Annotated in this window: 20 protein-coding genes and 1 riboswitch; of the genes, 9 read left to right on the top strand and 11 right to left on the bottom strand. The window is 71.5% G+C overall.

Features of this window, described 5'->3' with window-relative positions; all coding sequences use genetic code 11:
* The first annotated feature begins 31 nt into the window (after positions 1 to 31).
* Genes Actob_RS01100 through Actob_RS01080 form a run of 5 tightly spaced genes read left to right on the top strand, consistent with a single transcriptional unit; the run spans position 32 to position 3,403 of the window.
* A complete protein-coding gene (locus Actob_RS01100) occupies positions 32 to 664 on the top strand; it encodes a transporter (RefSeq protein ID WP_284918054.1) in 633 nt (210 codons plus the stop codon).
* Entirely contained in the window at positions 661 to 987 is a 327-nt protein-coding gene (locus Actob_RS01095) for a winged helix-turn-helix domain-containing protein (protein WP_284918053.1), read from the top strand. The genes Actob_RS01100 and Actob_RS01095 overlap by 4 nt, the downstream gene beginning before the upstream one ends.
* On the top strand, positions 984 to 1,868 hold the full coding sequence (locus Actob_RS01090; RefSeq protein WP_284918052.1) for an ABC transporter ATP-binding protein: 885 nt from the start codon (positions 984 to 986) through the stop codon (positions 1,866 to 1,868). The genes Actob_RS01095 and Actob_RS01090 overlap by 4 nt, the downstream gene beginning before the upstream one ends.
* Positions 1,853 to 2,590: an ABC transporter permease gene (locus Actob_RS01085; protein ID WP_284918051.1), complete on the top strand. Its 738-nt coding sequence runs from the start codon at positions 1,853 to 1,855 to the stop codon at positions 2,588 to 2,590. Before Actob_RS01090 ends, Actob_RS01085 begins: the two co-directional genes overlap by 16 nt.
* Before the next feature lie 51 nt (positions 2,591 to 2,641).
* Positions 2,642 to 3,403 (top strand): VOC family protein, encoded by a 762-nt coding sequence (locus Actob_RS01080; protein ID WP_284918050.1) that lies wholly within the window; start codon positions 2,642 to 2,644, stop codon positions 3,401 to 3,403.
* Between the two features lie 71 nt (positions 3,404 to 3,474).
* Here the strand turns inward: Actob_RS01080 and fliQ are convergent, their stop codons facing one another.
* The 7 genes from fliQ to mqnE all read right to left on the bottom strand — a co-directional run bounded on the left by fliQ (position 3,475) and on the right by mqnE (position 9,013).
* Complete coding sequence (gene fliQ / locus Actob_RS01075; protein ID WP_284918049.1) at positions 3,475 to 3,744, bottom strand: flagellar biosynthesis protein FliQ; 270 nt, start codon at positions 3,742 to 3,744, stop codon at positions 3,475 to 3,477.
* A gap of 120 nt (positions 3,745 to 3,864) precedes the next feature.
* Positions 3,865 to 4,665 (bottom strand): ABC transporter ATP-binding protein, encoded by an 801-nt coding sequence (locus Actob_RS01070; RefSeq protein WP_284918047.1) that lies wholly within the window; start codon positions 4,663 to 4,665, stop codon positions 3,865 to 3,867.
* The gene (locus tag Actob_RS01065; RefSeq protein WP_284918046.1) at positions 4,662 to 5,705 is read right to left on the bottom strand and encodes a FecCD family ABC transporter permease; all 1,044 of its coding nucleotides are present in this window, start codon (positions 5,703 to 5,705) and stop codon (positions 4,662 to 4,664) included. Before Actob_RS01065 ends, Actob_RS01070 begins: the two co-directional genes overlap by 4 nt.
* Positions 5,702 to 6,631 (bottom strand): ABC transporter substrate-binding protein, encoded by a 930-nt coding sequence (locus Actob_RS01060; protein ID WP_284918045.1) that lies wholly within the window; start codon positions 6,629 to 6,631, stop codon positions 5,702 to 5,704. Before Actob_RS01060 ends, Actob_RS01065 begins: the two co-directional genes overlap by 4 nt.
* An 87-nt stretch (positions 6,632 to 6,718) precedes the next feature.
* A riboswitch (cobalamin riboswitch) is annotated at positions 6,719 to 6,853 on the bottom strand.
* Positions 6,854 to 7,063: 210 nt separating this feature from the next.
* The gene (locus tag Actob_RS01055) at positions 7,064 to 7,396 is read right to left on the bottom strand and encodes a DUF4229 domain-containing protein (RefSeq protein WP_284918044.1); all 333 of its coding nucleotides are present in this window, start codon (positions 7,394 to 7,396) and stop codon (positions 7,064 to 7,066) included.
* Between the two features lie 12 nt (positions 7,397 to 7,408).
* A complete protein-coding gene (locus tag Actob_RS01050) occupies positions 7,409 to 7,834 on the bottom strand; it encodes a hypothetical protein (protein WP_284918043.1) in 426 nt (141 codons plus the stop codon).
* A gap of 9 nt (positions 7,835 to 7,843) precedes the next feature.
* Positions 7,844 to 9,013 carry an aminofutalosine synthase MqnE gene (mqnE, locus tag Actob_RS01045; RefSeq protein ID WP_284918042.1) on the bottom strand — a complete coding sequence of 390 codons (1,170 nt, stop codon included), beginning with the start codon at positions 9,011 to 9,013 and terminating at the stop codon, positions 7,844 to 7,846.
* 353 nt (positions 9,014 to 9,366) lie between these two features.
* Here mqnE and Actob_RS01040 point away from each other — a divergent pair, with 353 nt between their 5' ends.
* Positions 9,367 to 10,965, top strand: coding sequence for an NlpC/P60 family protein (locus Actob_RS01040; RefSeq protein WP_284918041.1), 1,599 nt, complete (start codon positions 9,367 to 9,369; stop codon positions 10,963 to 10,965).
* Positions 10,966 to 11,399: 434 nt separating this feature from the next.
* Here the strand turns inward: Actob_RS01040 and Actob_RS01035 are convergent, their stop codons facing one another.
* Entirely contained in the window at positions 11,400 to 12,527 is a 1,128-nt protein-coding gene (locus Actob_RS01035; RefSeq protein WP_284918040.1) for a hypothetical protein, read from the bottom strand.
* A 466-nt stretch (positions 12,528 to 12,993) separates the two neighbouring features.
* Between Actob_RS01035 and Actob_RS01030 the strand changes: the two genes are divergently transcribed.
* From Actob_RS01030 to Actob_RS01020, 3 genes are all read left to right on the top strand, one after another.
* Entirely contained in the window at positions 12,994 to 13,545 is a 552-nt protein-coding gene (locus Actob_RS01030) for a hypothetical protein (protein ID WP_284918039.1), read from the top strand.
* A gap of 354 nt (positions 13,546 to 13,899) precedes the next feature.
* Entirely contained in the window at positions 13,900 to 15,723 is a 1,824-nt protein-coding gene (locus Actob_RS01025) for a DEAD/DEAH box helicase (protein WP_284918038.1), read from the top strand.
* Between the two features lie 139 nt (positions 15,724 to 15,862).
* The gene (locus Actob_RS01020; protein WP_284918037.1) at positions 15,863 to 16,501 is read left to right on the top strand and encodes a putative glycolipid-binding domain-containing protein; all 639 of its coding nucleotides are present in this window, start codon (positions 15,863 to 15,865) and stop codon (positions 16,499 to 16,501) included.
* Here the strand turns inward: Actob_RS01020 and Actob_RS01015 are convergent.
* The 3 genes from Actob_RS01015 to Actob_RS01005 are packed head-to-tail and all read right to left on the bottom strand — an operon-like array spanning position 16,476 to position 19,432.
* Entirely contained in the window at positions 16,476 to 17,852 is a 1,377-nt protein-coding gene (locus Actob_RS01015; protein ID WP_284918036.1) for a M1 aminopeptidase family protein, read from the bottom strand. The genes Actob_RS01020 and Actob_RS01015 overlap by 26 nt on opposite strands.
* A 34-nt stretch (positions 17,853 to 17,886) precedes the next feature.
* Positions 17,887 to 18,981: an L-cysteine desulfhydrase Cds1 gene (cds1, locus tag Actob_RS01010; RefSeq protein ID WP_284918035.1), complete on the bottom strand. Its 1,095-nt coding sequence runs from the start codon at positions 18,979 to 18,981 to the stop codon at positions 17,887 to 17,889.
* 1 nt (position 18,982) lies between these two features.
* The gene (locus Actob_RS01005; RefSeq protein ID WP_284918034.1) at positions 18,983 to 19,432 is read right to left on the bottom strand and encodes an Lrp/AsnC family transcriptional regulator; all 450 of its coding nucleotides are present in this window, start codon (positions 19,430 to 19,432) and stop codon (positions 18,983 to 18,985) included.
* Positions 19,433 to 19,463: the final 31 nt, after the last annotated feature.

Genomic DNA, 19,463 nt, shown 5'->3' with positions numbered 1-19,463 from the left:
CTTCTTTGACTTTGCGTCGTAAAGTCGATGCATGGCATCGATCGACGACGAATCGACATTCGACGACCCAGCCGAGGCGCTGCGGCTGATCGATCTGGAGCGAGCCAATCTGGAGCGCGAGCTGGCCCCCGATCCTCGGTTGATGTACTGGCCGTGGGGACTCGCCTGGCTGATCGGCTCCGGATTGTTCTTCCTCCGCTGGGGACCGGACGAGCGGGTGCTGGTCGCCCTGCCCGACTGGTTGCCGATCACCGTGATGACAGTCCTGCTGATGGTGGCCGGCACGATCACCGGGATGCTGGGCGCGCGGTCCAGCCGGGCGGTGCGCGGCCTGAGCACCCGGCAGGGGCAGATGTTCGGGTTCGCCTGGTCGGCCGGGATCGCCGGGCTGGTGCTGGTATTCAGCCGGCTCAGCGACGTGGTGCCGGTGTCGCGGCAGGGCATCCTGTGGGGTGGCGGGCTGGTCGCCCTGATCGGCGCGCTCTACATGGCCGGTGCCGCGATCTGGGATGACCGGAGCACCTTCGTCCTGGGCGCCTGGATCAGCGGCATCAACATCGTCGGCGTGCTGGCCGGCCCGGGGTGGCACGCGCTGATCGTGGCGGTGGCCGGCGGCGGCGGGCTGCTCGTCGCCGGCCTGATCGGCTGGTCCCGCCGCCGATGAGCGACACCAGGAGTGAGCTGCCCGAGCTCGACCCGGTCATCCACGCGCAGGCCCGGCTGCGGGTGGTCTCCGCGCTCTCCCAGCTGCGCGAGGCGGACAGCATCGCCTTTCCCCGGCTTCAGGAGATCCTCCGGATGACCGCCGGCAATCTCTCGGTCCACCTGCGCAAACTCGAGGATGCCGGCTACGTCGCGGTGGTCAAGACGCATCGCGGCCGCACCCCCGCCACCCTGGTCCGGCTGACCCGCCGCGGCCGCCTCGCCTTCGACGACTACGTCATCGCCCTGCGTGCCCTGCTCAACCAGCCGGAGGAGGGGTCATGATCCACGCACGTGCCGTCCAGGTCACCCGGCGTTACGGCACCACACTGGCCCTGGACCACCTCGACCTGGCGGTGCCGGCCGGCGAGCTGGTCGGCCTGCTCGGGCCGAACGGCGCCGGCAAGAGCACCCTGGTCAGCCTCTTCACCGGCACCCGGCGCCCCAGCTCCGGGCACGTCGAGCTGTGCGGCGGCGACCCGCGCGACCCCCGGTTCCGGCGGGAGTTGGGCGTCACTCCACAGGAGACCGGCTTGCCGGCGTCCCTGCGCGTCGGCGAGGTGACCGATTTCGTCCGGGCACACTTCCCCGACCCACTGCCCACGGCGGAGCTGCTCGACCGGTTCGGGCTCACCGACCTGGTCCGGCGGCAGACCGGCGGCCTCTCCGGCGGGCAGAAACGCCGGCTCGCGGTGGCCCTGGCCTTCGCCGGCCGGCCGCGGATCGTCTTCCTCGACGAGCCGACCACCGGGCTGGACGTGGAGGCCCGGCGCGCGCTCTGGGACGGCATCCGGGCGTTCCACGCCGAGGGCGGCACGGTCGTGCTGACCAGCCACTATCTGGAGGAGGTCGAGGCGCTGGCGCAGCGGGTGGTGGTGCTGGACGCCGGGCGGGTGCTGGCCGACGACAGTGTCGACGCGATCCGGGGACTGGCCGGCGTACGCCGAATCGGTCTGACCTCGGCCACCGACCTGCCGCAACTGACCGGGGTGTTGCGCGCGGAGCGCGTCGGCGACCGCCACCTGCTGCTGACCGCGGACGCCGACGCCCTGGTCCGCGAGCTGGTGCGCGGTGACGTCGCGTTCCGCGACCTGGAGGTGCGCGGCACCTCGCTGGAGGAGGCCTTCCTGACGCTGACCAAGGAGCCGTCGTGGTCCTCGCACTGACCCATGCCAAGTTCCAGCTGCTCGAACTGTTCCGGATCCCGATCGCGGTGATCGGCGGCGCGTTCTGGCCGGCCGCCGCGATGCTCGCCTTCGTGGTCCCGTTCACCGGCGACGATCCGGCCGGCGCCACCTACGCGGCCGCCTCGATGATCACGTTCGCGGTGATGAGCACCAACCTCTTCCAGTACGGCATCGGCGTCGCCGAGGACCGCGCCCAGCCCTGGGACCCCTACGTGCGGACGCTCCCGGCCGGTGCCCTGCCCCGCTTCGCCGGCCGCATCCTGGCCGGCCTCACCAACATGGCGATCTCGCTGACCCCGGTGGTGATCATCGCGGCGCTGTTCACCCCAGCCTCGGTGAGCGGGCCGGAGTTGCTGGCGGCGGTCGCTGTCACCGCCGTCATCTCGGTGCCCTTCATCCTGATGGGCCTCTCGATCGGGTACTCGCTGCCGCAGAAGGCGGCGATAGTGGTGGCGCAGGTGCTGTTCCTGCCGCTGGCGTTCGGCGGCGGCCTGATGACCTCGCCCGACTGGCAGCCCGGGTTCGTCGGGACCATCGCGCCCTATCTGCCGACCGGCGGCGCGGTCCGTCTCATGTGGGCGGCCGTCGGTGACTACCCGTTCCGGTGGGGCTCGGCGATCTCGCTGCTGGCCTGGACGGTCGCGCTCGGCGGTCTCGCGGTCGGGGCGTTCCGGCGTGACGAGGGCCGCCGATTCGGCTAGATGACTGACAGTTTCCTCCCCGGGCTGGTGACCGGATGGGACCATGCGGCTATGACCGCTCCATCGCCCGGCGTGCCCAACTGGGTGGATCTGGCCACGTCCGACCTCGACGACTCGATCCGGTTCTACACGAGCCTGTTCGGCTGGACCGCCGAGGTGTCCGGCGCCGACTTCGGCGGATACACGACGTTTCTGCTCAACGGGTTGCCGGTGGCCGGGGCGGGACCGCTGTTCGGCGAGGGACAGCCGACGACCTGGAGCACGTACCTGGCGACCGACGACGCCGACCTGACGGCGGCCCGGGTCGAGGCCGCCGCCGGCAAGGTGCTGGTGGCGCCGTTCGACGTGATGGACCAGGGGCGGATGGCGGCGTTCCTCGACCCGGCCGGCGCGCCGTTCAGCGTCTGGGAGGCCGGGATGATGCGCGGGGCCGAGGCGTTCGACGTGCCCGGCGCGCTCACCTGGAACGAGCTGAACACCCGGGATGTGGACGGCGCGCGGAGCTTCTACGGCGCGGTCTTCGGGTGGACGTTCCGGGAGGCGCAGGTGGGCAACCTGCCGTACCTGCTCTGCGACAACGCGCACCAGCCGGTCGCCGGGATCCAGCCGATGATCGGGGCGGGGTGGCCGGCCGACATCTCGCCGTACTGGCTGGTGTATTTCGCGGTCGGGGACTGCGATGTGGCGGCGGAGCACGCGTTCGCGCTCGGCGGCCGGGTGATCGATCCGCCGACGACCATCTCGATCGGGCGGTATGCGGTGCTGGCCGACCCGCAGGGGGCGACGTTCGCGGTGCTCGCCGGCCGACGTTGAGCAGCGATCCGGGCCACCGGCTTCGCGCGGTGGTGCGGGTCCGCAATGATCCGGTGCCTGCCCGGAACCGATCAGCGCAGCAGGTCGGGGATCCGGTCGAACAGCTGCGTGGTGTAGGTGATCATCTCGTGCAGCATCCAGTTGCCGGCCAGCAGCAGCACCGCGCCGATCGCGACAGCCTTCGGCACGAACGACAGCGTCGCCTCCTGGATCTGCGTCACCGATTGGAACAACGAGATGGCGAACCCGACCGCCAGCGCGGTCAGCAGCACCGGCGCGGACAGCTTCGCCGCGATCGTCATCGCCTGCAGCCCCAGCTCAACCACCATCGTGTCGGTCATACCCCACACTTCGGGCGAAACCCCGGCCCGCCGAGTGCAGACCGGTTACACCACGGTTGCCATTCGGTTCACCCGCACAGGAAACCTCAGGTCACCGCCCCCGCTGCCGCGCAGCCCGGCTCACCGGCGGACGGCGACCACCAAGGGCCCACGATCACCCGGGATGATCCGGACCTGGACCCGGTAGTGCTCGGCGAGGTTCTTCTCGGTGAGCACCTCGGCGGGGGTGCCGGCGGCGGCCACCCGGCCGGCGGACAGCAGGACCATCCGGTCGGCGTACTCGCCGGCCGTGGAAAGGTCGTGCATGGTGGCCAGCACGGTGAGCGAGCGTTCCGCGCGCAGGCGATCGACCAGTTCGAGGACCTCCTGCTGGTGGCCGATGTCCAGGGCACTGGTCGGCTCGTCCAGCAGCAGGATCTCGGCGCCCTGGGCCAGCGCACGGGCCAGGAACACCCGCTGGCGCTCGCCGCCGGAGAGGGTGTCCAGGCGGCGGGTGGCGAACGGCAGCAGGTCGAGCACGGCCAATTCCTCGTCGACCACCGCCAGGTCGGTGGCGGATTCCCGGCCGAGCGGCGCGATGTACGGCGTGCGGCCCAGCAGCACGTAGTCGAAGACGGTCATCGCGGGCGGGACCACCGGGTTCTGGACGACCACCGCGACGGTCTTGGCGCGCTCCCGGCGGTGCAGTTCGTCGACCGGGCGGCCGTGCAGGCGGACGGTGCCCTGGAACGGGAGCAGGCCGGCCACGGCGCGCAGGGCGGTGGACTTGCCGGCGCCGTTCGGACCGATCACGGTGACCCACTCGCCCTCGGCCACCTCCAGGTCGACGCCGTCGACGATGAGGGCGTGGTCCAGGCGTACCGTCAGATCGGCCACCAGGATCGCCGGGCCCGGCCGCCGGCCCGGACCGGAATCGGTCATGTCGTCACCCCGCGGCTGGTGCGCAGGACGACGATGAAGAACGGCGCGCCGAGGAACGCGGTCACCACGCCGATCGGGATCTCCGCGGCACCGCCGGCCACCCGGGCCAGCAGGTCGGTCAGGGTCAGGAAGGCCGCGCCGAACAGCAGCGACAGCGGCAGCAGCGAGCGGTAACTGGGCCCGCTGAGCAGGCGCAACGTGTGCGGGACGATGATACCGACGAAACCGATCAAGCCGGAGACGGAGACCGCCGCGGCGGTGCCCAGCGAGGCCGCGACGATCAGCAGATAGCGGCTGCGCTGCGGATGCAGGCCGAGGCTGGCGGCCTCCTCGTCACCGACGGTGAGCACGTCGAGTTCGCGGCGCTGGGCCAGCACGATCGCGGCGGTCAGGACGGTGTAGGGCAGGACGGTCAGGACGTCGTGCCAGCCGGCCGTGCCCAGGCGGCCGAGCAGCCAGGAGTACACCTCGCGCAGCGACTCCACATGGCGTTGCAGCAGATAGGTCTGTATCGCGGAGAGGAACGCGGAGACCGCGACCCCGGCCAGGATCAACGCGCCGGGTGATCGATCACGGCCACCGGCGGCGCCGAGAAGCCAGGTCAGCGCGACCGCGACCAGGGCGCCGAGAAAGGCCGCCACCGGTACGCCGATCGGCAGCCCGGCCGTCGCGTCGGCGGCCGGGCGCAGCACGATCACCGCGGTCACCCCGAGCCCGGCCCCGGCCGCGACGCCGAGCAGGTGCGGATCGGCCAGCGGGTTGCGGAACGCACCCTGATAGGCCGCCCCGGCCAGGGCCAGCATCGCGCCGACCAGCAGTCCGAGCACCACCCGGGGCAGCCGGAGCTCGGTGAGGATCGCGACCTCGCGCTCGGTCAGGCCGCTGTGCAGATCCACCCCGGGAATCAGGTTGAGCAGCTCGGCCGCTACCGCGCCGGGCGGCAGCGCGACCGAGCCGAAGGCCAGACCGGCGGTGACCGCGACCAGCACGGCCAGCACACCGGCCGCCAGCCAGGCCGGGCGAAGCCCGGCCGGCCTCATGAGGCGGGAATCGTGCGGACCGCGTCGGCCACGGCCTTCACGAGATTCACGGTACGCGGACCCCAGCGCGAGGCGATGTCGTCGTCCAGCGGGTAGATCTGCGCCTTGCGCACCGCCGTGATCGAGGACCAGCCGGTACGCGCCTTGACCGTGCCGACGGTCTGCTTGCAGCACTGCGTGTCGGCCAGGAAGACGGTGTCCGGGTTCGCCTTGACCAGTGCCTCCGCGGAGAGCTGCGGGTAACCGCCCTTGCTCCCGTCGGCGTCCGCGGGGTCGGCGACGTTCTTCATCCCGAACAGGTCGAACACCCCGCCGATGAAGGTCTTCGAAGTGGCCGAGTACAGCTCCGGGCCCAGCTCGTAGTAGTAGCTGAGCGGCTTGGCGTGTGCCGGCACCGCCTTGACCAGCTGATCGATCTCGGCCTTCATCTGCTCGTTGAGCTTGGTGGCCTCGGTACCGTGCCCGGTCAGCGTGCCGAACTCGGCGATCTCCCGGTAGGTGTCGTCAAGGGTCTGCGCGGCCGGCGACAGGAACACCGGGATCTTGAGTTTGCCGAGCTGGGCGACGATCTGGTCGGCGTCGCCGGAGAGCACCACCAGGTCCGGGTCCTTGGCGGCGATCGCCTCGGCGTTCGGCTTGAAGCCGGACAGGTCGGTCTTCGGGGCACTCGCCGGGTAGTCGGACTGGTCGTCGACGGCGGTGACCTGCGGACCGGCGCCGATCGCGAACAGCATCTCGGTGGCGGTAGGACTCAGCGAGACGATCTTCTCGGGGCGTTTGTCCAGGGTCAGCGTGCCGACCGTGACCGGGAAACTGGCGGCCGGGCCGGCCTGCGGCTCGGCGGGCGTGCCGGCCTTGTCGTCACTGCCGCATCCGGTGAGCAGCAGAGTGGCCGCCGTGGCGGCGGCGAGAAGCGCGCGCTTCATCGAGGTCCTCCTGTCGGTCGGGTGTGGTGCATCGCCGACAGGGCCTGGACGGCCGCCGCCTGCGAGACGCCCCTCCCCGGGAGCGTGGGTTCGCGACCGCTCCCAGGCGACCTGGCTAGACCTCACATGGAGGGATCACAGTTGCGGGACAGCTCCGGTTTCCCACCGGCTTCGCTGCGGCGCGGTCTCTGAAACGCTATCCCAGAGCGCGGGCGATGGTTGCTCGACCTCGGGGTCTGTTCCGTCGGACACGTCGGTTTTGCCGGCGTTTCCGGGTTCCGGGCGGGTTCTTTCCGGCCTCGGCCTTCTTCTCGCGGCCCTTTCGGCCCTCGCCCCTGCTCCGGGCCGACCCTCGGTTCGTACTTGTCGGCTTCGGTCTTGCTCTCGCGGCCCTTTCGGCCCTCGCTCGTGCTCCGGGCCGGCCCGCGGTTCTTACTTGTCGGCTTCGGTCTTGTTCTCGCCGGGCGCGGTGTCGGATTGCGCGTCGGCGGCAGCGACCCGGTCCCCGGCCGCGGCAGCGACGTCGTCACCGGCCAGGGCGGAGCGCAGCCGAGCCTTCTCCGCGGCGCGGCGCTGGGCGGCCGAGCCGAGCTGCTCGGCCATCTGGTCGCGCCACTTGCGCAGCAGGAAGAACGCGAAGCCGGCCGAGGCGACGAACGCGATCATCGCTTTCACCAGGATGTTCAGCGGCAGCGGGAAGAGCGCGGCGAACACCACCACGAACAGGCCGAGGCGGCCCAACGTGTACTTGACGGCGGGACTCATGATCTCTCTCCCTCAGCCGGACCGCTGGCGGAGCCAGCGGAGGCCGTAGAACCAGACGAAGCAGTACACGACCGTAGCGGTCACGGCGCCGGCGCCGCCGCTCACCAGGGGTGGAGTGTACGGCGCGACCACGCCGGCGACGGTCATGCCGGCCGCCGCGCCGAAGCCGATGCCGAGTGCGGCCGCCAGCACCCGGTCGGCGCCGAAGCCGGCGGCCCGGAACTGCTCGACGAAGAGCCAGGTCGGCAGGATCAGGATCAGCCAGCCGTTGGTCCGGCCGAAGTCCGCGACCCGGGTCAGCGCCAGCACGCCCTCCAGGACGAGCACCACGGCGATGCCGACGACCAGGCCGGCGAACGCCGCGCCAAGCAGGTCGCCGACCGTCTCCACCGGGCCCGGGTCGCGCCGCAGGCCGCGAGAGCTCCGCTGCTGAGTCATCCGGAAACCCTAGGCCCAGACCTTCTGCGGCTCGCTGCGCCGCTCGGCGAGGCTGGCCGGCTTGTCATACTCCCGGACGACCTCGTACCGCGTGTTGCGCTCGACCGGCTGGAATCCGGCATCCCAGATCAGGTGTAGCAGGTCGTCGCGGTGCATGGTGCTGGGCGTGCCGTACGAGTCGGCGTCGTGGGTGATCTTGTATTCCACCACCGAGCCGTCCAGGTCGTCGGCGCCGAAGTTCAGCGAGAGCTGGGCGACGGACAGGCCGTGCATGACCCAGAAGCACTTCACGTGCGGCACGTTGTCGAAGAGCAGCCGGGAGACGGCGAACGTCTTGAGCGACTCGGCCGGCGCGGCCATCGTGGTGCGCTCCTGGATCCGGTTACGGACCTTGCCGTCCGCCGAGTCGTGGAAGTCGTGCTGGTAGCGCAGCGGGATGAAGACGGCGAAGCCACCCGTCTCGTCCTGCAGCTCACGCAGCCGCAGGACGTGATCGACCCGGTGCCGGGGCTCCTCGATGTGCCCGTAGAGCATGGTGGCCGGCGTCTTCATGCCTTTCTGGTGGGCCAGCCGGTGGATCCGCGACCAGTCCTCCCAGTGGCAGGCGTGGTCGACGATGTGCTGCCGGACCTCCCAGTCGAAGATCTCGGCGCCACCACCGGTCAGCGACTCCAGCCCGGCGTCCATCAGCTCGTCGAGGATCTCGCTGGCGGAGAGGCCGCTGATCTTCTCGAACCACTGCACCTCGGTGGCGGTGAAGCACTTGAGCTTGACGTTGGGCAGGGCGGCTTTCAGCTCGCGCAGCACCTTCGGGTAATAGCGCCAGGGCAGCGAGGGGTGCAGGCCGTTGACGATGTGCAGCTCGGTGAGCTGCTCGTCCTCCATCTCCTTGGCCTTGGCGACCGCCTCGTCGATGCGCATCGTGTACGCGTCCTTCTCCCCCGGCTTGCGCTGGAAGGAGCAGTAGGCACAGCTGGCGGAGCAGACATTCGTCAGGTTCAGGTGCCGGTTGACGTTGAACATCACCCGGTCGCCGTTCAGCTCGGTACGCTTGTGGTGCGCCAGCCGGCCGAGCCAGGCCAGGTCGTCGCTCTCGTAAAGCGCGACACCGTCCGCGCGGCTGAGCCGCTCACCGGCGTAGACCTTCGCCTCCAGGTCACGCTTCAGCCCGGCATCCATGTGCGCCCCTCTCCCGTCGTCGCCGTCGAGACTACGTCCCGGGTCTGACAACCGGCACGCCGCCGGGCAACGGGAGGACGTGTCTCACGTACTGGGAAGTAACCGAAATTGATGATCTTAAAGTTTCTGAGACGTGCCGCCGACCTGCGCAAACAAGCATGATCAACAATAAGTCGAAAGATTCTCAGGGTCCTTTCATCTTCTTTCGATCGACAGCGGTGCGCCGCCTGAGGTATGAACCTTTAGGAACGACTAGCGACGGTCAGCCGACCGCCGCGGACGGGGAGCTCATGTCGAAGGCATTGCGGTACGGACGGCGTCCCACTCGCTCCGTGCATGCGCGACTCCGCCCCGTGACCTATTCGGCGGCGGTAGCCGCAGCGCTCGCTGCGCTGTTCCAGCCGATCCCGGCCATGGCCGCGCCCGGCGACGACCCGGTGCTCGCCGCCGGCATCCCGGACACCGGCTCGCGACCCACCACCGTCGGCGCGCTGGTGCTGCCCGGCACCCCGGTCAGCCCGACCGCCACGCCCAGCACCATCCCCGGCTCGGCCACCAACCCGGCCCTGCAGAAAATCGAGAAGGGTCGCTTCGAGGTCGACCAGCTCGGCGACGAGTTGCTCAAGCTGAAAACCGACCGCGACCTCGCGCAGTCCCAGGTGACCACCGCCCTGCAGCGGGTCACCGACGCGCAGGCCAACCTGCGGGACGCGCAGACCAACGCGACAGCCGCCGCCGGCGAGGCCATGCAGCAGGCCGCTGCGGTTCCGCCGGGCGCGCTCGACTCCGGGCTGATCGGCCTCGACCAGCTCGCCCGCCTGCAGCGCGGCGAGGCGCCGAGCGACGACACCGCGGCCCGCCGCCTGGAGGCCGCGCAGGTGGCCGCCCAGGTCGCGCTCGACGAGCAGACCACCACCGCGACCAAGCACGACAACCTGGTCGCGCAGTACACCAAGCTGAACGCGCAGCTCACCCAGAAGCAGACGGCGCTCACCGCGCTGGAGAACGCGCACCGCGACGAGCTGAACGCCGCGGAGGCCGCCGCCAGCGTGACCGACCAGGCGCTCGGCTCGGAGTACCTCGCCGGTTCGAACAACGGCCGGGGTGCCGACCCGCGGGCGGTCAAGGCCCTGCAGTTCGCGCTGGCCCAGCGCGGCGACCCGTATGTCTGGTCCGAGGAGGGCCCGGATCGGTACGACTGCTCCGGCCTGATGTACGCGGCGTACCGCCAGCCCAGCGTGGGCTTCCCGCTGATGCGCGTCTCCCGCGACCAGTACTGGCAGACCCGCAACAAGGTCGTCGACCGCTACTCGCTGCTCCCCGGTGACCTGCTGTTCTTCAGCTACAGCAACAGCTGGACCGGCATTCACCACGTCGCCATGTACGCCGGCGACGGCATGATGGTCGAGGCGCCGCGGACCGGGCTGAACGTGCGCCTCGTCCCGGTGCGCTGGAGCCGCCTGTTCCAGGCCACCCGGGTGTTCGGCGCGGTCGAGGGCGGCGCGGACGACGTACCCCTCGGCTCGCCCGACCCGGAGGAGCCGGCCACCGGCGGGACCTCCACCGGGACGCCGTCGCCGTCACCGTCGGCGACCCGGACCAGCAAGCCGGGCACGTCGCCGAGCACGAAACCGACAGGCAGCAAGTCGCCGAAACCGACCAAGTCGGGCACCCCGTCCCCGACTCCGAGCCCGAGCTCCTCGACGCCGAAGCCGGGCGGGTCCACGCCGAGTGGCGGTGGCTCGTCGAGTTCCAGCTCCGGCTCGACCGGCGGGACGACTCCGACCGGTGGCTCGAGTCCGACCGGCGGCGGCAATGCCGAGCCGACCGGCGCGACCAGCACCGGCGCCACCGCGACCGCCACCTCCTCGGCGAACGCGACGGAGAACGCCACGAAGTCCGCGGAGGCGACGACGGCGGCTGCCTCGGCCTCCAGTTCGCCCGACAAGTAATCGGATCGTCGATCGGGAAAGGCCGTCCATCGAGGGGCCGGCTGGCCTTCGGGGCCAGCCGGCGGAGCACGCGCCGGCGGGGGATGGTCGGCAGTGCCCGGTTCCGTGGGGCCGGCAGGCAGGACCCCGGCCCGCTTGGGGCGGCAGGCAGGACCCCGGCCCGCTTGGGGCGGCAGACAGGACCCCCGGCCCGCGCGTGGGACGGCAGGGAGGACGCCGATTCATGGCGCGCATCGGTTGCTCCGGTGGGAGCGATGACGGTCTCGGTGCGGGCCTGCGGTCCGGTTTCGGAACCGGCGCTAAGTCCGGATATCAAGTAATAAGGCAGCCGGAAAACCATCCGAACCGGTCATCGGCTGTCTGGCCCCTTCGTCGTAGGGTTGGTCGGGTCGATGCCGGGTGCGTTCACACCGACTGATGTGGCACGGTTAAGGTCAGCGACCGACGTCCAAAAGCCGTCGGCAGCCGCGGTCGGGAGGACCCATGGACGAGCAGCAGGCGACCAGGGACGGCGCGAGCTCCGCACCGCCGCCCACCCGGCCGCCCGCCGACGATGCCGAGGGTTTCGCACCTCCCCCGCCGCCGGGGCCCGGCGCCCTGTGGGCCACCGCGAGTCCGAAAGTGGCCGCGTCCGCCCCGGTCTCCGCCAGCCCCGCTTCCGGCTCCGCCCAGGCATCGGTCTCCGCAGTGCCCGCCTCCGGCTCCGCCGCGGTGCCCAGCCGCCCGGTGGTCGCCTCCACCCCGGTTTCCGCAGCGCCCGTCTCCGCAGCGCCCGTCTCCGCAGCACCGGTCTCCGCAGCACCGGTCTCCGCAGCGCCGGTGAGCGGCACCGCCGCGGTTCCCGCCCGCCCGGTCGTCGCCTCCGCTCCGGTGTCTGCGGCACCGGTGTCCACCGCTTCAGCGAGCGGCTCCGCGCCGGTCCCCGCAGCATCGGGCTCCGCCGCACCAGCGCCCGCCGCACCGGCGAGCGGCTCCGCCACCGTGCCGGCGAAAGGGTCCGCCGCCGTGCCGGAAGCCGGCCGGTCGAAAACCGTTGAACCGAAAGCTCCCGCCTCGAGCCCGCCACCGGCGGGCTCGGCCGTGGTGGCCAGCGCGAAAGCCTTCGGTTCCGCCCCGGTCTCCGCCCCACCCGCAGCCGACTCTGCGAAACCGGCCGCCAACGGCACAGCCAAGGCCGCTTCCGCACCGCCCGCCATCGGCACGGCGAAACCGGCCACCAACGGCACAGCCAAGCCTGTCTCCGCGCCACCAGCCACCGGCACAGCCAAGCCGGTCTCCGCGCCACCAGCCACCGGCACGGTGAAAGCCGACGCCCAGCCGGAGCCCAGCGAGCCGACCCCGAAGCCCGCCGACCCGGAGCCGATCGAGCCCGCCGACCCGACCCCGGCCGAGCCCGAGCCATCGGACCCGGCCCCGGCCGAACCCGAACCGGACAAGCCGCAGCCGGACGAGCCCCGGCCCGCCGAGCCGAAACCGGACGAGCCCAAGCCGGACGAGCCCAAGCCCGCCGAGCCCCGGCCGGTCCCGGTCCCGCCCAAACCCGCCGAGCCGAAACCGGTCAAGCCCGAGCCGACCGTCCCCGACCCCGTCAAGCCGGAGCCGATCAAGCCGCCGCCGCCCGGACCGATCCCCGGTCCGCAGCCCGGGCCGTTCCCCACGCCGTCGCCCCAGCCGGGGCCGGCACCCACGCCGCCCGGCCCCGCGCCGGACCCCTACCCGCCGAGCCCGATCCCCCCGGGCCCCGGACCTTCGCCGGTGCCACCGACGCCCGGCCCGAGCCCGGTGCCGCCCGGCCCCGGACCGTCCCCGGTCCCACCCGGCCCGGGTCCCAGCCCGGTGCCCGGTCCGCCCGGGCCGAGCCCGGTTCCCGTGCCACCCGGCCCGGGTCCGGTGTTCCCGCCGCCCCCGGTGATCGGGAACGGCCTGCCTTCGTACACGATGCCGCCGGAGGGCGGCGGCCCGACGGGAGTTCTTCCGCCCATGTCCCACGGCACCCCCGGTTTCCCACCGGCCTCGGGAAACAGCGACATGACCATGCCGATCACCACCGCCGCCGCGAACAACGCCGATCTCACGATGCCCGTCGTCCCGGCGTCGAACGACAGCGACATGACCATGCCGGTCAGCCTCGCCACGCCCGGCGGTAGCGACATGACCATGCCGGTGAACCTCGCCACGTCGAACATCGACGCCACCATGCCGGTGAACCTCGCCACGTCGAACATCGACGCGACGATGCCGGTGAACGTGGTGGCGATGCCGCCCGGCGCGGTACCCGGGCAGCGCGGGCAGGGTGGCCAGCCGGGGCAGTTGGCGCCCGGCACGCTGTACAGCACCGGCGGCTACCCGTCGATCGACATGACCATGCCGGTGAGTGACCCGGCGGAGAACTCCGGCTCGCTCACCGGGCACATCCTGGCCCAGGGCTGGTACGACGCGCCGGTCGAGCAGCGCCGCGGGAACTTCAAGGTGGTTCTCGCCATGCTGGTCGTGCTGGGCCTGCTGGTCACGGTGAGCCTGGTCTTCCTGTTCACCGTCGGCGACAGCTTCAGCGACATGCTCAAGGGCATCGCGAACTGAGCTGAACCGGGCTGACCTGAGCCGACGCGGACCGATCCGAGCAGATCTCAGCCGGGCCGGCCCGGGCCGGCTTGACCGGAACCGAGCACGGCGTCGAACCGGCGATCCCCGGGTATTTGCCGCCCGGGGACACCTGCCCTAAGCTGGCGAGGTTGTGCTCCGAGGTGAGCCTCCCCACTACCCGGCCGGAATGCGGTCGGGAGCGCGAGCGTTCACCCGTACACTTATGGCAGTTATTGACGCGGCGTGCCCACCCGGTGCACGCCACGGGCGTTCTTGCGGGCATTTCAGCGGGCGGTTCCACACCACCGCGGCGGGCCATTCGCGAGCATGCGCCCCCGTAGAGAGGTTCTCTTGACCACTTTCGCTGACCCCAGCACGTTCCCGTCCGTTTTCGACAGCAACAACACTGACGAGACCCCCGCCGCCACCGAGGTCGTCGCCGAGGCCGTCGCCACCGAGACCGTCGTGACCGAGACGGTTGCGGCCGAGACCGCCGCGACCGAGGTCGCCGCCGCCGAGCCGGTCCGCAGCTTCGCCGACCTGGGCCTGCCGGCCGAGATCGTGCGCGTCCTCACCCGTGAGGGCATCACCACCCCGTTCGAGATCCAGGCCGCCACCGTGCCGGACGCGCTGGCCGGCCGTGACGTGCTGGGCCGCGGTCAGACCGGCTCCGGCAAGACGCTCGCCTTCGGCCTGCCGGTGCTCGCCCGCACCGCCCAGGGCGGCAAGGCGCGCCCGCACCACCCCAAGGCGCTGATCCTGGTCCCGACCCGCGAGCTGGCCATGCAGGTCGCCGACTCGCTGATGCCGGTCGGCCGCGCCGTCGGCGTCTTCCTGAAAACCGCCGTCGGCGGGGTTCCGTACGACCGGCAGATGGACGCGCTGCGCCGCGGCGTCGAGGTGATCGTCGCCACGCCGGGCCGGCTCGCCGACCTGATCGAGCGGGGCGCCTGCAAGCTCGACGACGTCGAGATCACCGTGCTGGACGAGGCCGACCAGATGGCCGACATGGGCTTCCTGCCCGAGGTCACCGACCTGCTGGCCAAGACGCCGGAGAACGCGCAGCGGCTGCTCTTCTCGGCCACTCTGGACGGTGACGTCGACACCCTGGTCAAGCGCTTCATGCACGACCCGGTGACGCACTCCACCGCGCCGGCCGAGGCCAGCGTGTCCACGATGGATCACCACCTGCTGCTGATCCCGCCGTCCGACAAGTTCCCGATCACCTCGTGGATCGCGAACCGGTCCGGCAAGACCATCGTCTTCGCCCGCACCCAGATGGGCGTGGACCGGCTGGTCGAGCAGCTCGCCGCGGTCGGCGTCCGGGCCGGCGCGCTGCACGGCGGCAAGACCCAGCGGGTGCGTACCCGCACGCTGGCCGAGTTCAAGGAAGGCCGGACGAACGTCCTGGTCGCCACGGACGTGGCCGCCCGCGGTATCCACGTCGACGGGGTCTCCCTGGTCGTGCACGTGGACCCGCCGAAGGACCCGAAGGACTACCTGCACCGGGCCGGCCGCACGGCGCGGGCCGGCGAGTCCGGCGCGGTGGTCACCCTGGTGCTGCCCAAGCAGCGCCGGTCCACCCAGGCGATGATGGCCAAGGCGGGCGTCGCCCCGGCCGAGATCCGGGTCCGGCTGGGTGACGAGAAACTGGCCGAGATCACCGGCGCGCAGGAGCCCAGCGGCGTCCCGGTGGTGGAGGAGCCGGAGCCGCGCCGGGAGCGGTCCGGTGGCGGGCGTCGCTTCGGCGGCGACCGCGGCGACCGTCCGCGCTACGGTGACCGCCCGCAGCGGTCCTACGGCGACCGCCCGCAGCGGCCGTACGGTGACCGCGACCGCAACGAGCGGTTCGGCGACCGGCCGGAGCGTGGTGGCTACCGCGGTGACCGGCCGGCCGGCGAGCGCTCCGAGCGCGGCTACGGCGACCGGAACGCCACCACCGAGCGGTCCGGCGAGCGCGGCACCTTCGGCGAGCGCTCCGGCGATCGTGGCGGCTTCGGCGAGCGTGGCGGGGACCGCCGGTTCGGCGACCGGCCGCGCGCCGAGCGGACCTTCGGCGACCGGCCGGCCCGCACCGGGGACCGTCCCGCGGTGCAGCGCCGGGACGGGCAGCGGACCGACCGCCGCGAGGCCCCGGGTCGCTTCACCACCAACCGGCCGGCTCGTAGCCACTGACGTCGGCTGAGACACAACGGAACCCCGGTTCGCCTCGGCGAGCCGGGGTTCCGCTTTTCCACACCTTTATCCACAGGACTTCACCGCCGTACCGAAAAGAAGATGCTTTTATCGGGCGGAAGGCGGGTAGCTTGCCGGTATGGGGCTGTTGTCTGCGGGATTGTTCTGGGAACGCCGGGATGTCCCGGGTGCGGAACAGGTACGGCTGGACGCGCGGAACGGGCTGTACGCGCAGGGCACCGCGCTGGCCGCCGCCCCGGTGGCCTACGCCTGTCACTACGAGATCCAGACCGATCCCGGCTGGACGACAGCGCGGCTCGACGTGCGGACCGAGGGTGCCGGTTGGGCGCGCGGGGTGCGGCTGGAGCTGGCCGCCGGGCGCTGGCGGGTGACCACCTCCGAGCAGGGCGATCTGGACGGCGCCCTGACGGCGGCCGGGCACGCCGGGGCGGGGCTGCCCGGGATCGAGGACCCGGATCAGCTCTACGGCGTGTTCGACGCGGACCTGGGCGGGTCGCCGCTGACCAACACGTTGCCGATCCGCCGGCTGAACCTGCTCGGGCAGGAGGCGGTGGCGCACCGGCTGAGCGTCGCGTGGGTGCTGGTCCCGAGCCTGGAGGTGGTGCAGGCGGACCAGATCTACACGCCGCTGGGTGACGGCCGGATCAGGTTCGCGAGCGAGACCTTCGCCGCCGACCTGACTGTCGACGACGACGGCTTCGTTGTCGATTACCCGGGGCTGGCCCGGCGGATCACACCCGGTCGCGGATCCAGCTGAGGCACGCTTTGTCGACGACCGCGAAGGGCTTTCCGTACGCGGTACGCGCCGCCTCGTCCGGTTTCTTGGCCTCGCGCAGCACCAGGTCGGTGAACCGCATCAGCTTCTGGTCACCGAACTTGTCGGCCATGCACGCCGTCGCGTAGTGCCCCATCGCGTAGAGCGTGGCGACGGTCAGGTCGTCCGCGTCGTCCGGCAACGGCGGCACCGCTATTGTCTTCGGCTTGCCGTGCCGGCGGAACGACTCGGCGAGCACGTCGTGGTTGCCGGTGTTCTGCGGACCGCGGGGCAGCGCGCCGACGTACTCGGCGATCCCCTCGACGAGCCACTGGTCGTCGGTGTTCTCCCAGTGCCCGCCGGCCAGGGTGACCACGTGGGTCAGCTCGTGCTGGATGGTGACGGCGAGTTGCCGCTGGTCGCCGCTGGCCTTGGCGCGCAGGATGATGTCGCCGCCGGTGGCGTTGAGCGGCATCTCGTAGCCGATCACCCACTTCTCGTCGATGCCGCCGTACCACTTCTTCCAGCCGCTCTCGTCGGCGACGTAGACGCGGTATCGGCGCTGCGGGTTGTTCACGTAGCCGGCGTACTTGTCGGTTACCTTGGCGGCTTTCTCGGCCAGGGCGAGCACCTGCTCGAGCCGCTTGGCCTGGCTGCGCGGGCCGGCCACGATGACCCGCTTGCCCTTGACGAAGGTGAGTGCCCGGTTGTCCCACGGGGCCGGCTGCAGGTAGTTGTGCTCCACGCCGGCCGCGTCGTTCAGCTCGGTGATCCGCCAGGCGGTGCCGGTCAGCGTGAAGGTGAGCCGGTAGGTCGTCTTGGCCGGGCCCTCGTCGTAGTTGTTGCGCCAGGCCGGGCAGCTGACGCCGGAGAAGCAGTAGCCGAGGGCCGCCTGGGCGACCACCTTCCGCGCGGTGCCGCCCTCCAGCTTGTCGGCGTGGTACTCGGCGTGGCTGATCTCCAGTGTCCGCAGGTTCGTGAACATCGTGCGGTAGCGGGTGACGAGCGTCTTGTTCTTCGGGTCGACCGGCGCCAGCCAGCCCTTCTCGTCGCCCTTGACCAGCGCGTCGGCCTGCTTGTGCAGGGTCTCCAGGGCCATTTCGAAGGGGGTCGCCGGCCGGGCCGGCCTGGACGCGTCGCCGGCCTGCGCGGTCTCGTCCCGATCCGGCCACAGGACGACCGCGGCGGCCGCGGCGGCCAGCAGGACGGCGGCCAGCGCCGCCAGGATCCCGGTGGCGTGTGATCGCTTCGGCGGTGCCGGCGGCGGCGCGAACGCCGGCGGCCACCCGGGTGGTTGCGGCCCATACGCGGGTACGAAGTGGGGCGGCACACCCGGATACGAAGGATCTTCCACGGGCCGGATCTAATCACGCCCCGTCGATGCCCGACTAGTCCGGCCAGGTGCCATCCCGCAGGAACGTGTCGATCGTCGCAGCGTGCGGGGCGAGCCGCAGCCCCTGGGCGCTCACCCAGTCGTCGGAGTAGTACGTGTGCGCGTAGCGTTCGCCGCCGTCGCAGATCAGCGTGACCACCGATCCGGTGCGCCCGGCCGCCCGCATCTCGGCGATCAGCCCGAAGGCGCCCCACAGGTTGGTACCGGTGGATCCGCCGAGACGCCGCCCGAGCACCGCCGAGCCGGCCCGCATCGCGGCGAGCGACGCGGCGTCCGGGACCTGCATCATCCGGTCGACCACCGCGGGCTGGAAGGACGGCTCCACCCGGGGCCGGCCGATCCCCTCGATCCGCGACCCCTTGCCGGTCACCAGCTCCCAGTCGGCGGCGACATAAGCCTGCCAGAACGCCGAGCCCTCCGGGTCGACAACGCAGACCTTGGTGGGGAAGCGGCGGTACCGCGCGTACCGGCCGATGGTGGCGCTGGTCCCGCCGGTGCCGGCACCGACCACGATCCAGGCCGGGATCGGGTGGCGTTCCAGCGACAGCTGGCTGTAGATCGACTCGGCGATGTTGTTGTTGCCCCGCCAGTCGGTGGCCCGCTCGGCGTGGGTGAACTGGTCCATGAAGTGGCCGCCGAGGTCGTCGGCGAGCCGGCGCGCCTCGGCCACCACCGTGGTCGGATCGGCGACCAGGTGACACTTGCCGCCCTGGAACTCGATCAGCGCGATCTTCTCGGGCGAGGTGGCGGCCGGCATCACCGCGATGAACGGCACGCCCAGCATCCGGGCGAAGTACGCCTCGCTGACCGCTGTCGAGCCGGACGAGGCCTCGACCACCGTGGTGTGCGGGCCGATCCAGCCGTTGCACAGCGCGTACAGGAAGAGCGAGCGGGCCAGGCGGTGCTTGAGCGAGCCGGTCGGGTGCGACGACTCGTCCTTGAGGTAGAGGTCGATGCCCCACGAGGCGGGCAGCGGGAACGGCAGCAGGTGGGTGTCCGCGGAGCGGTTGGCATCCGCCTCGACCAGGGCGATCGCGTTGCGCGCCCAGTCCCGGGCGGCGTCGTCGCAACGGTCCAGCGACAGGCTCATCTCAGCCCAGACCCGGCTGCGGACGGTTCTCCCACTTGGTGCTGAGAGCGATGCCGGTGCGGGTGGAGGCGACGCCGGGGGTTCGGTTGATCCGGACAATCAACTGCTCCAGTTCCGCGATCGTGCCGACTCGGACGATGAGCTGGTACGACTCGACGCCGGCCATGAAATAGCAGCTCTCCACCTCGGGCATCGCCCGCACCGCGGTGAGCACGTCATCGGTGTCCGCGCCGGAGTCCTCGACGATGCCGATCAGCGCGGTGACGCCGAGGCCGACCGCCTCGTGGTCGACGTCGGCCCGGTAACCGCGGATGGTCCCGGCGGCTTCGAGCTTACCGACTCGCTCGTGCACCGCGGGGGCGGAGAGCCCGACCTTGCGCGCCAACTCGGCGTACGACGAGCGCGCGTTCTCCCGGAGCAGGTCGATCAGCCGGAGGTCGATGGAGTCCATGCCTGAAACCCTAATCGGGTGGCCGGTCGGC

It is taken from the genome of Actinoplanes oblitus (assembly GCF_030252345.1).
GTDB lineage: Bacteria > Actinomycetota > Actinomycetes > Mycobacteriales > Micromonosporaceae > Actinoplanes > Actinoplanes oblitus.
Note: the sequence above shows the minus strand (reverse complement) of the source record. Positions and strands in the feature narration are given on the sequence as shown.

Coding starts and splice junctions, on each gene's coding strand:
- Actob_RS01090 (WP_284918052.1), top strand. CDS start 984: ATGATCCACGCACGTGCCGTCCAGGTCACCCGGCGTTACGGCACCACA.
- mqnE (WP_284918042.1), bottom strand. CDS start 9,013: ATGGATGCCGGGCTGAAGCGTGACCTGGAGGCGAAGGTCTACGCCGGT.
- Actob_RS01060 (WP_284918045.1), bottom strand. CDS start 6,631: ATGAAGCGCGCGCTTCTCGCCGCCGCCACGGCGGCCACTCTGCTGCTC.
- Actob_RS01095 (WP_284918053.1), top strand. CDS start 661: ATGAGCGACACCAGGAGTGAGCTGCCCGAGCTCGACCCGGTCATCCAC.
- Actob_RS01005 (WP_284918034.1), bottom strand. CDS start 19,432: ATGGACTCCATCGACCTCCGGCTGATCGACCTGCTCCGGGAGAACGCG.
- fliQ (WP_284918049.1), bottom strand. CDS start 3,744: ATGACCGACACGATGGTGGTTGAGCTGGGGCTGCAGGCGATGACGATC.
- Actob_RS01050 (WP_284918043.1), bottom strand. CDS start 7,834: ATGACTCAGCAGCGGAGCTCTCGCGGCCTGCGGCGCGACCCGGGCCCG.
- Actob_RS01100 (WP_284918054.1), top strand. CDS start 32: ATGGCATCGATCGACGACGAATCGACATTCGACGACCCAGCCGAGGCG.
- cds1 (WP_284918035.1), bottom strand. CDS start 18,981: ATGAGCCTGTCGCTGGACCGTTGCGACGACGCCGCCCGGGACTGGGCG.
- Actob_RS01065 (WP_284918046.1), bottom strand. CDS start 5,705: ATGAGGCCGGCCGGGCTTCGCCCGGCCTGGCTGGCGGCCGGTGTGCTG.
- Actob_RS01055 (WP_284918044.1), bottom strand. CDS start 7,396: ATGAGTCCCGCCGTCAAGTACACGTTGGGCCGCCTCGGCCTGTTCGTG.
- Actob_RS01070 (WP_284918047.1), bottom strand. CDS start 4,665: ATGACCGATTCCGGTCCGGGCCGGCGGCCGGGCCCGGCGATCCTGGTG.
- Actob_RS01030 (WP_284918039.1), top strand. CDS start 12,994: ATGACCATGCCGATCACCACCGCCGCCGCGAACAACGCCGATCTCACG.
- Actob_RS01080 (WP_284918050.1), top strand. CDS start 2,642: ATGACCGCTCCATCGCCCGGCGTGCCCAACTGGGTGGATCTGGCCACG.
- Actob_RS01020 (WP_284918037.1), top strand. CDS start 15,863: ATGGGGCTGTTGTCTGCGGGATTGTTCTGGGAACGCCGGGATGTCCCG.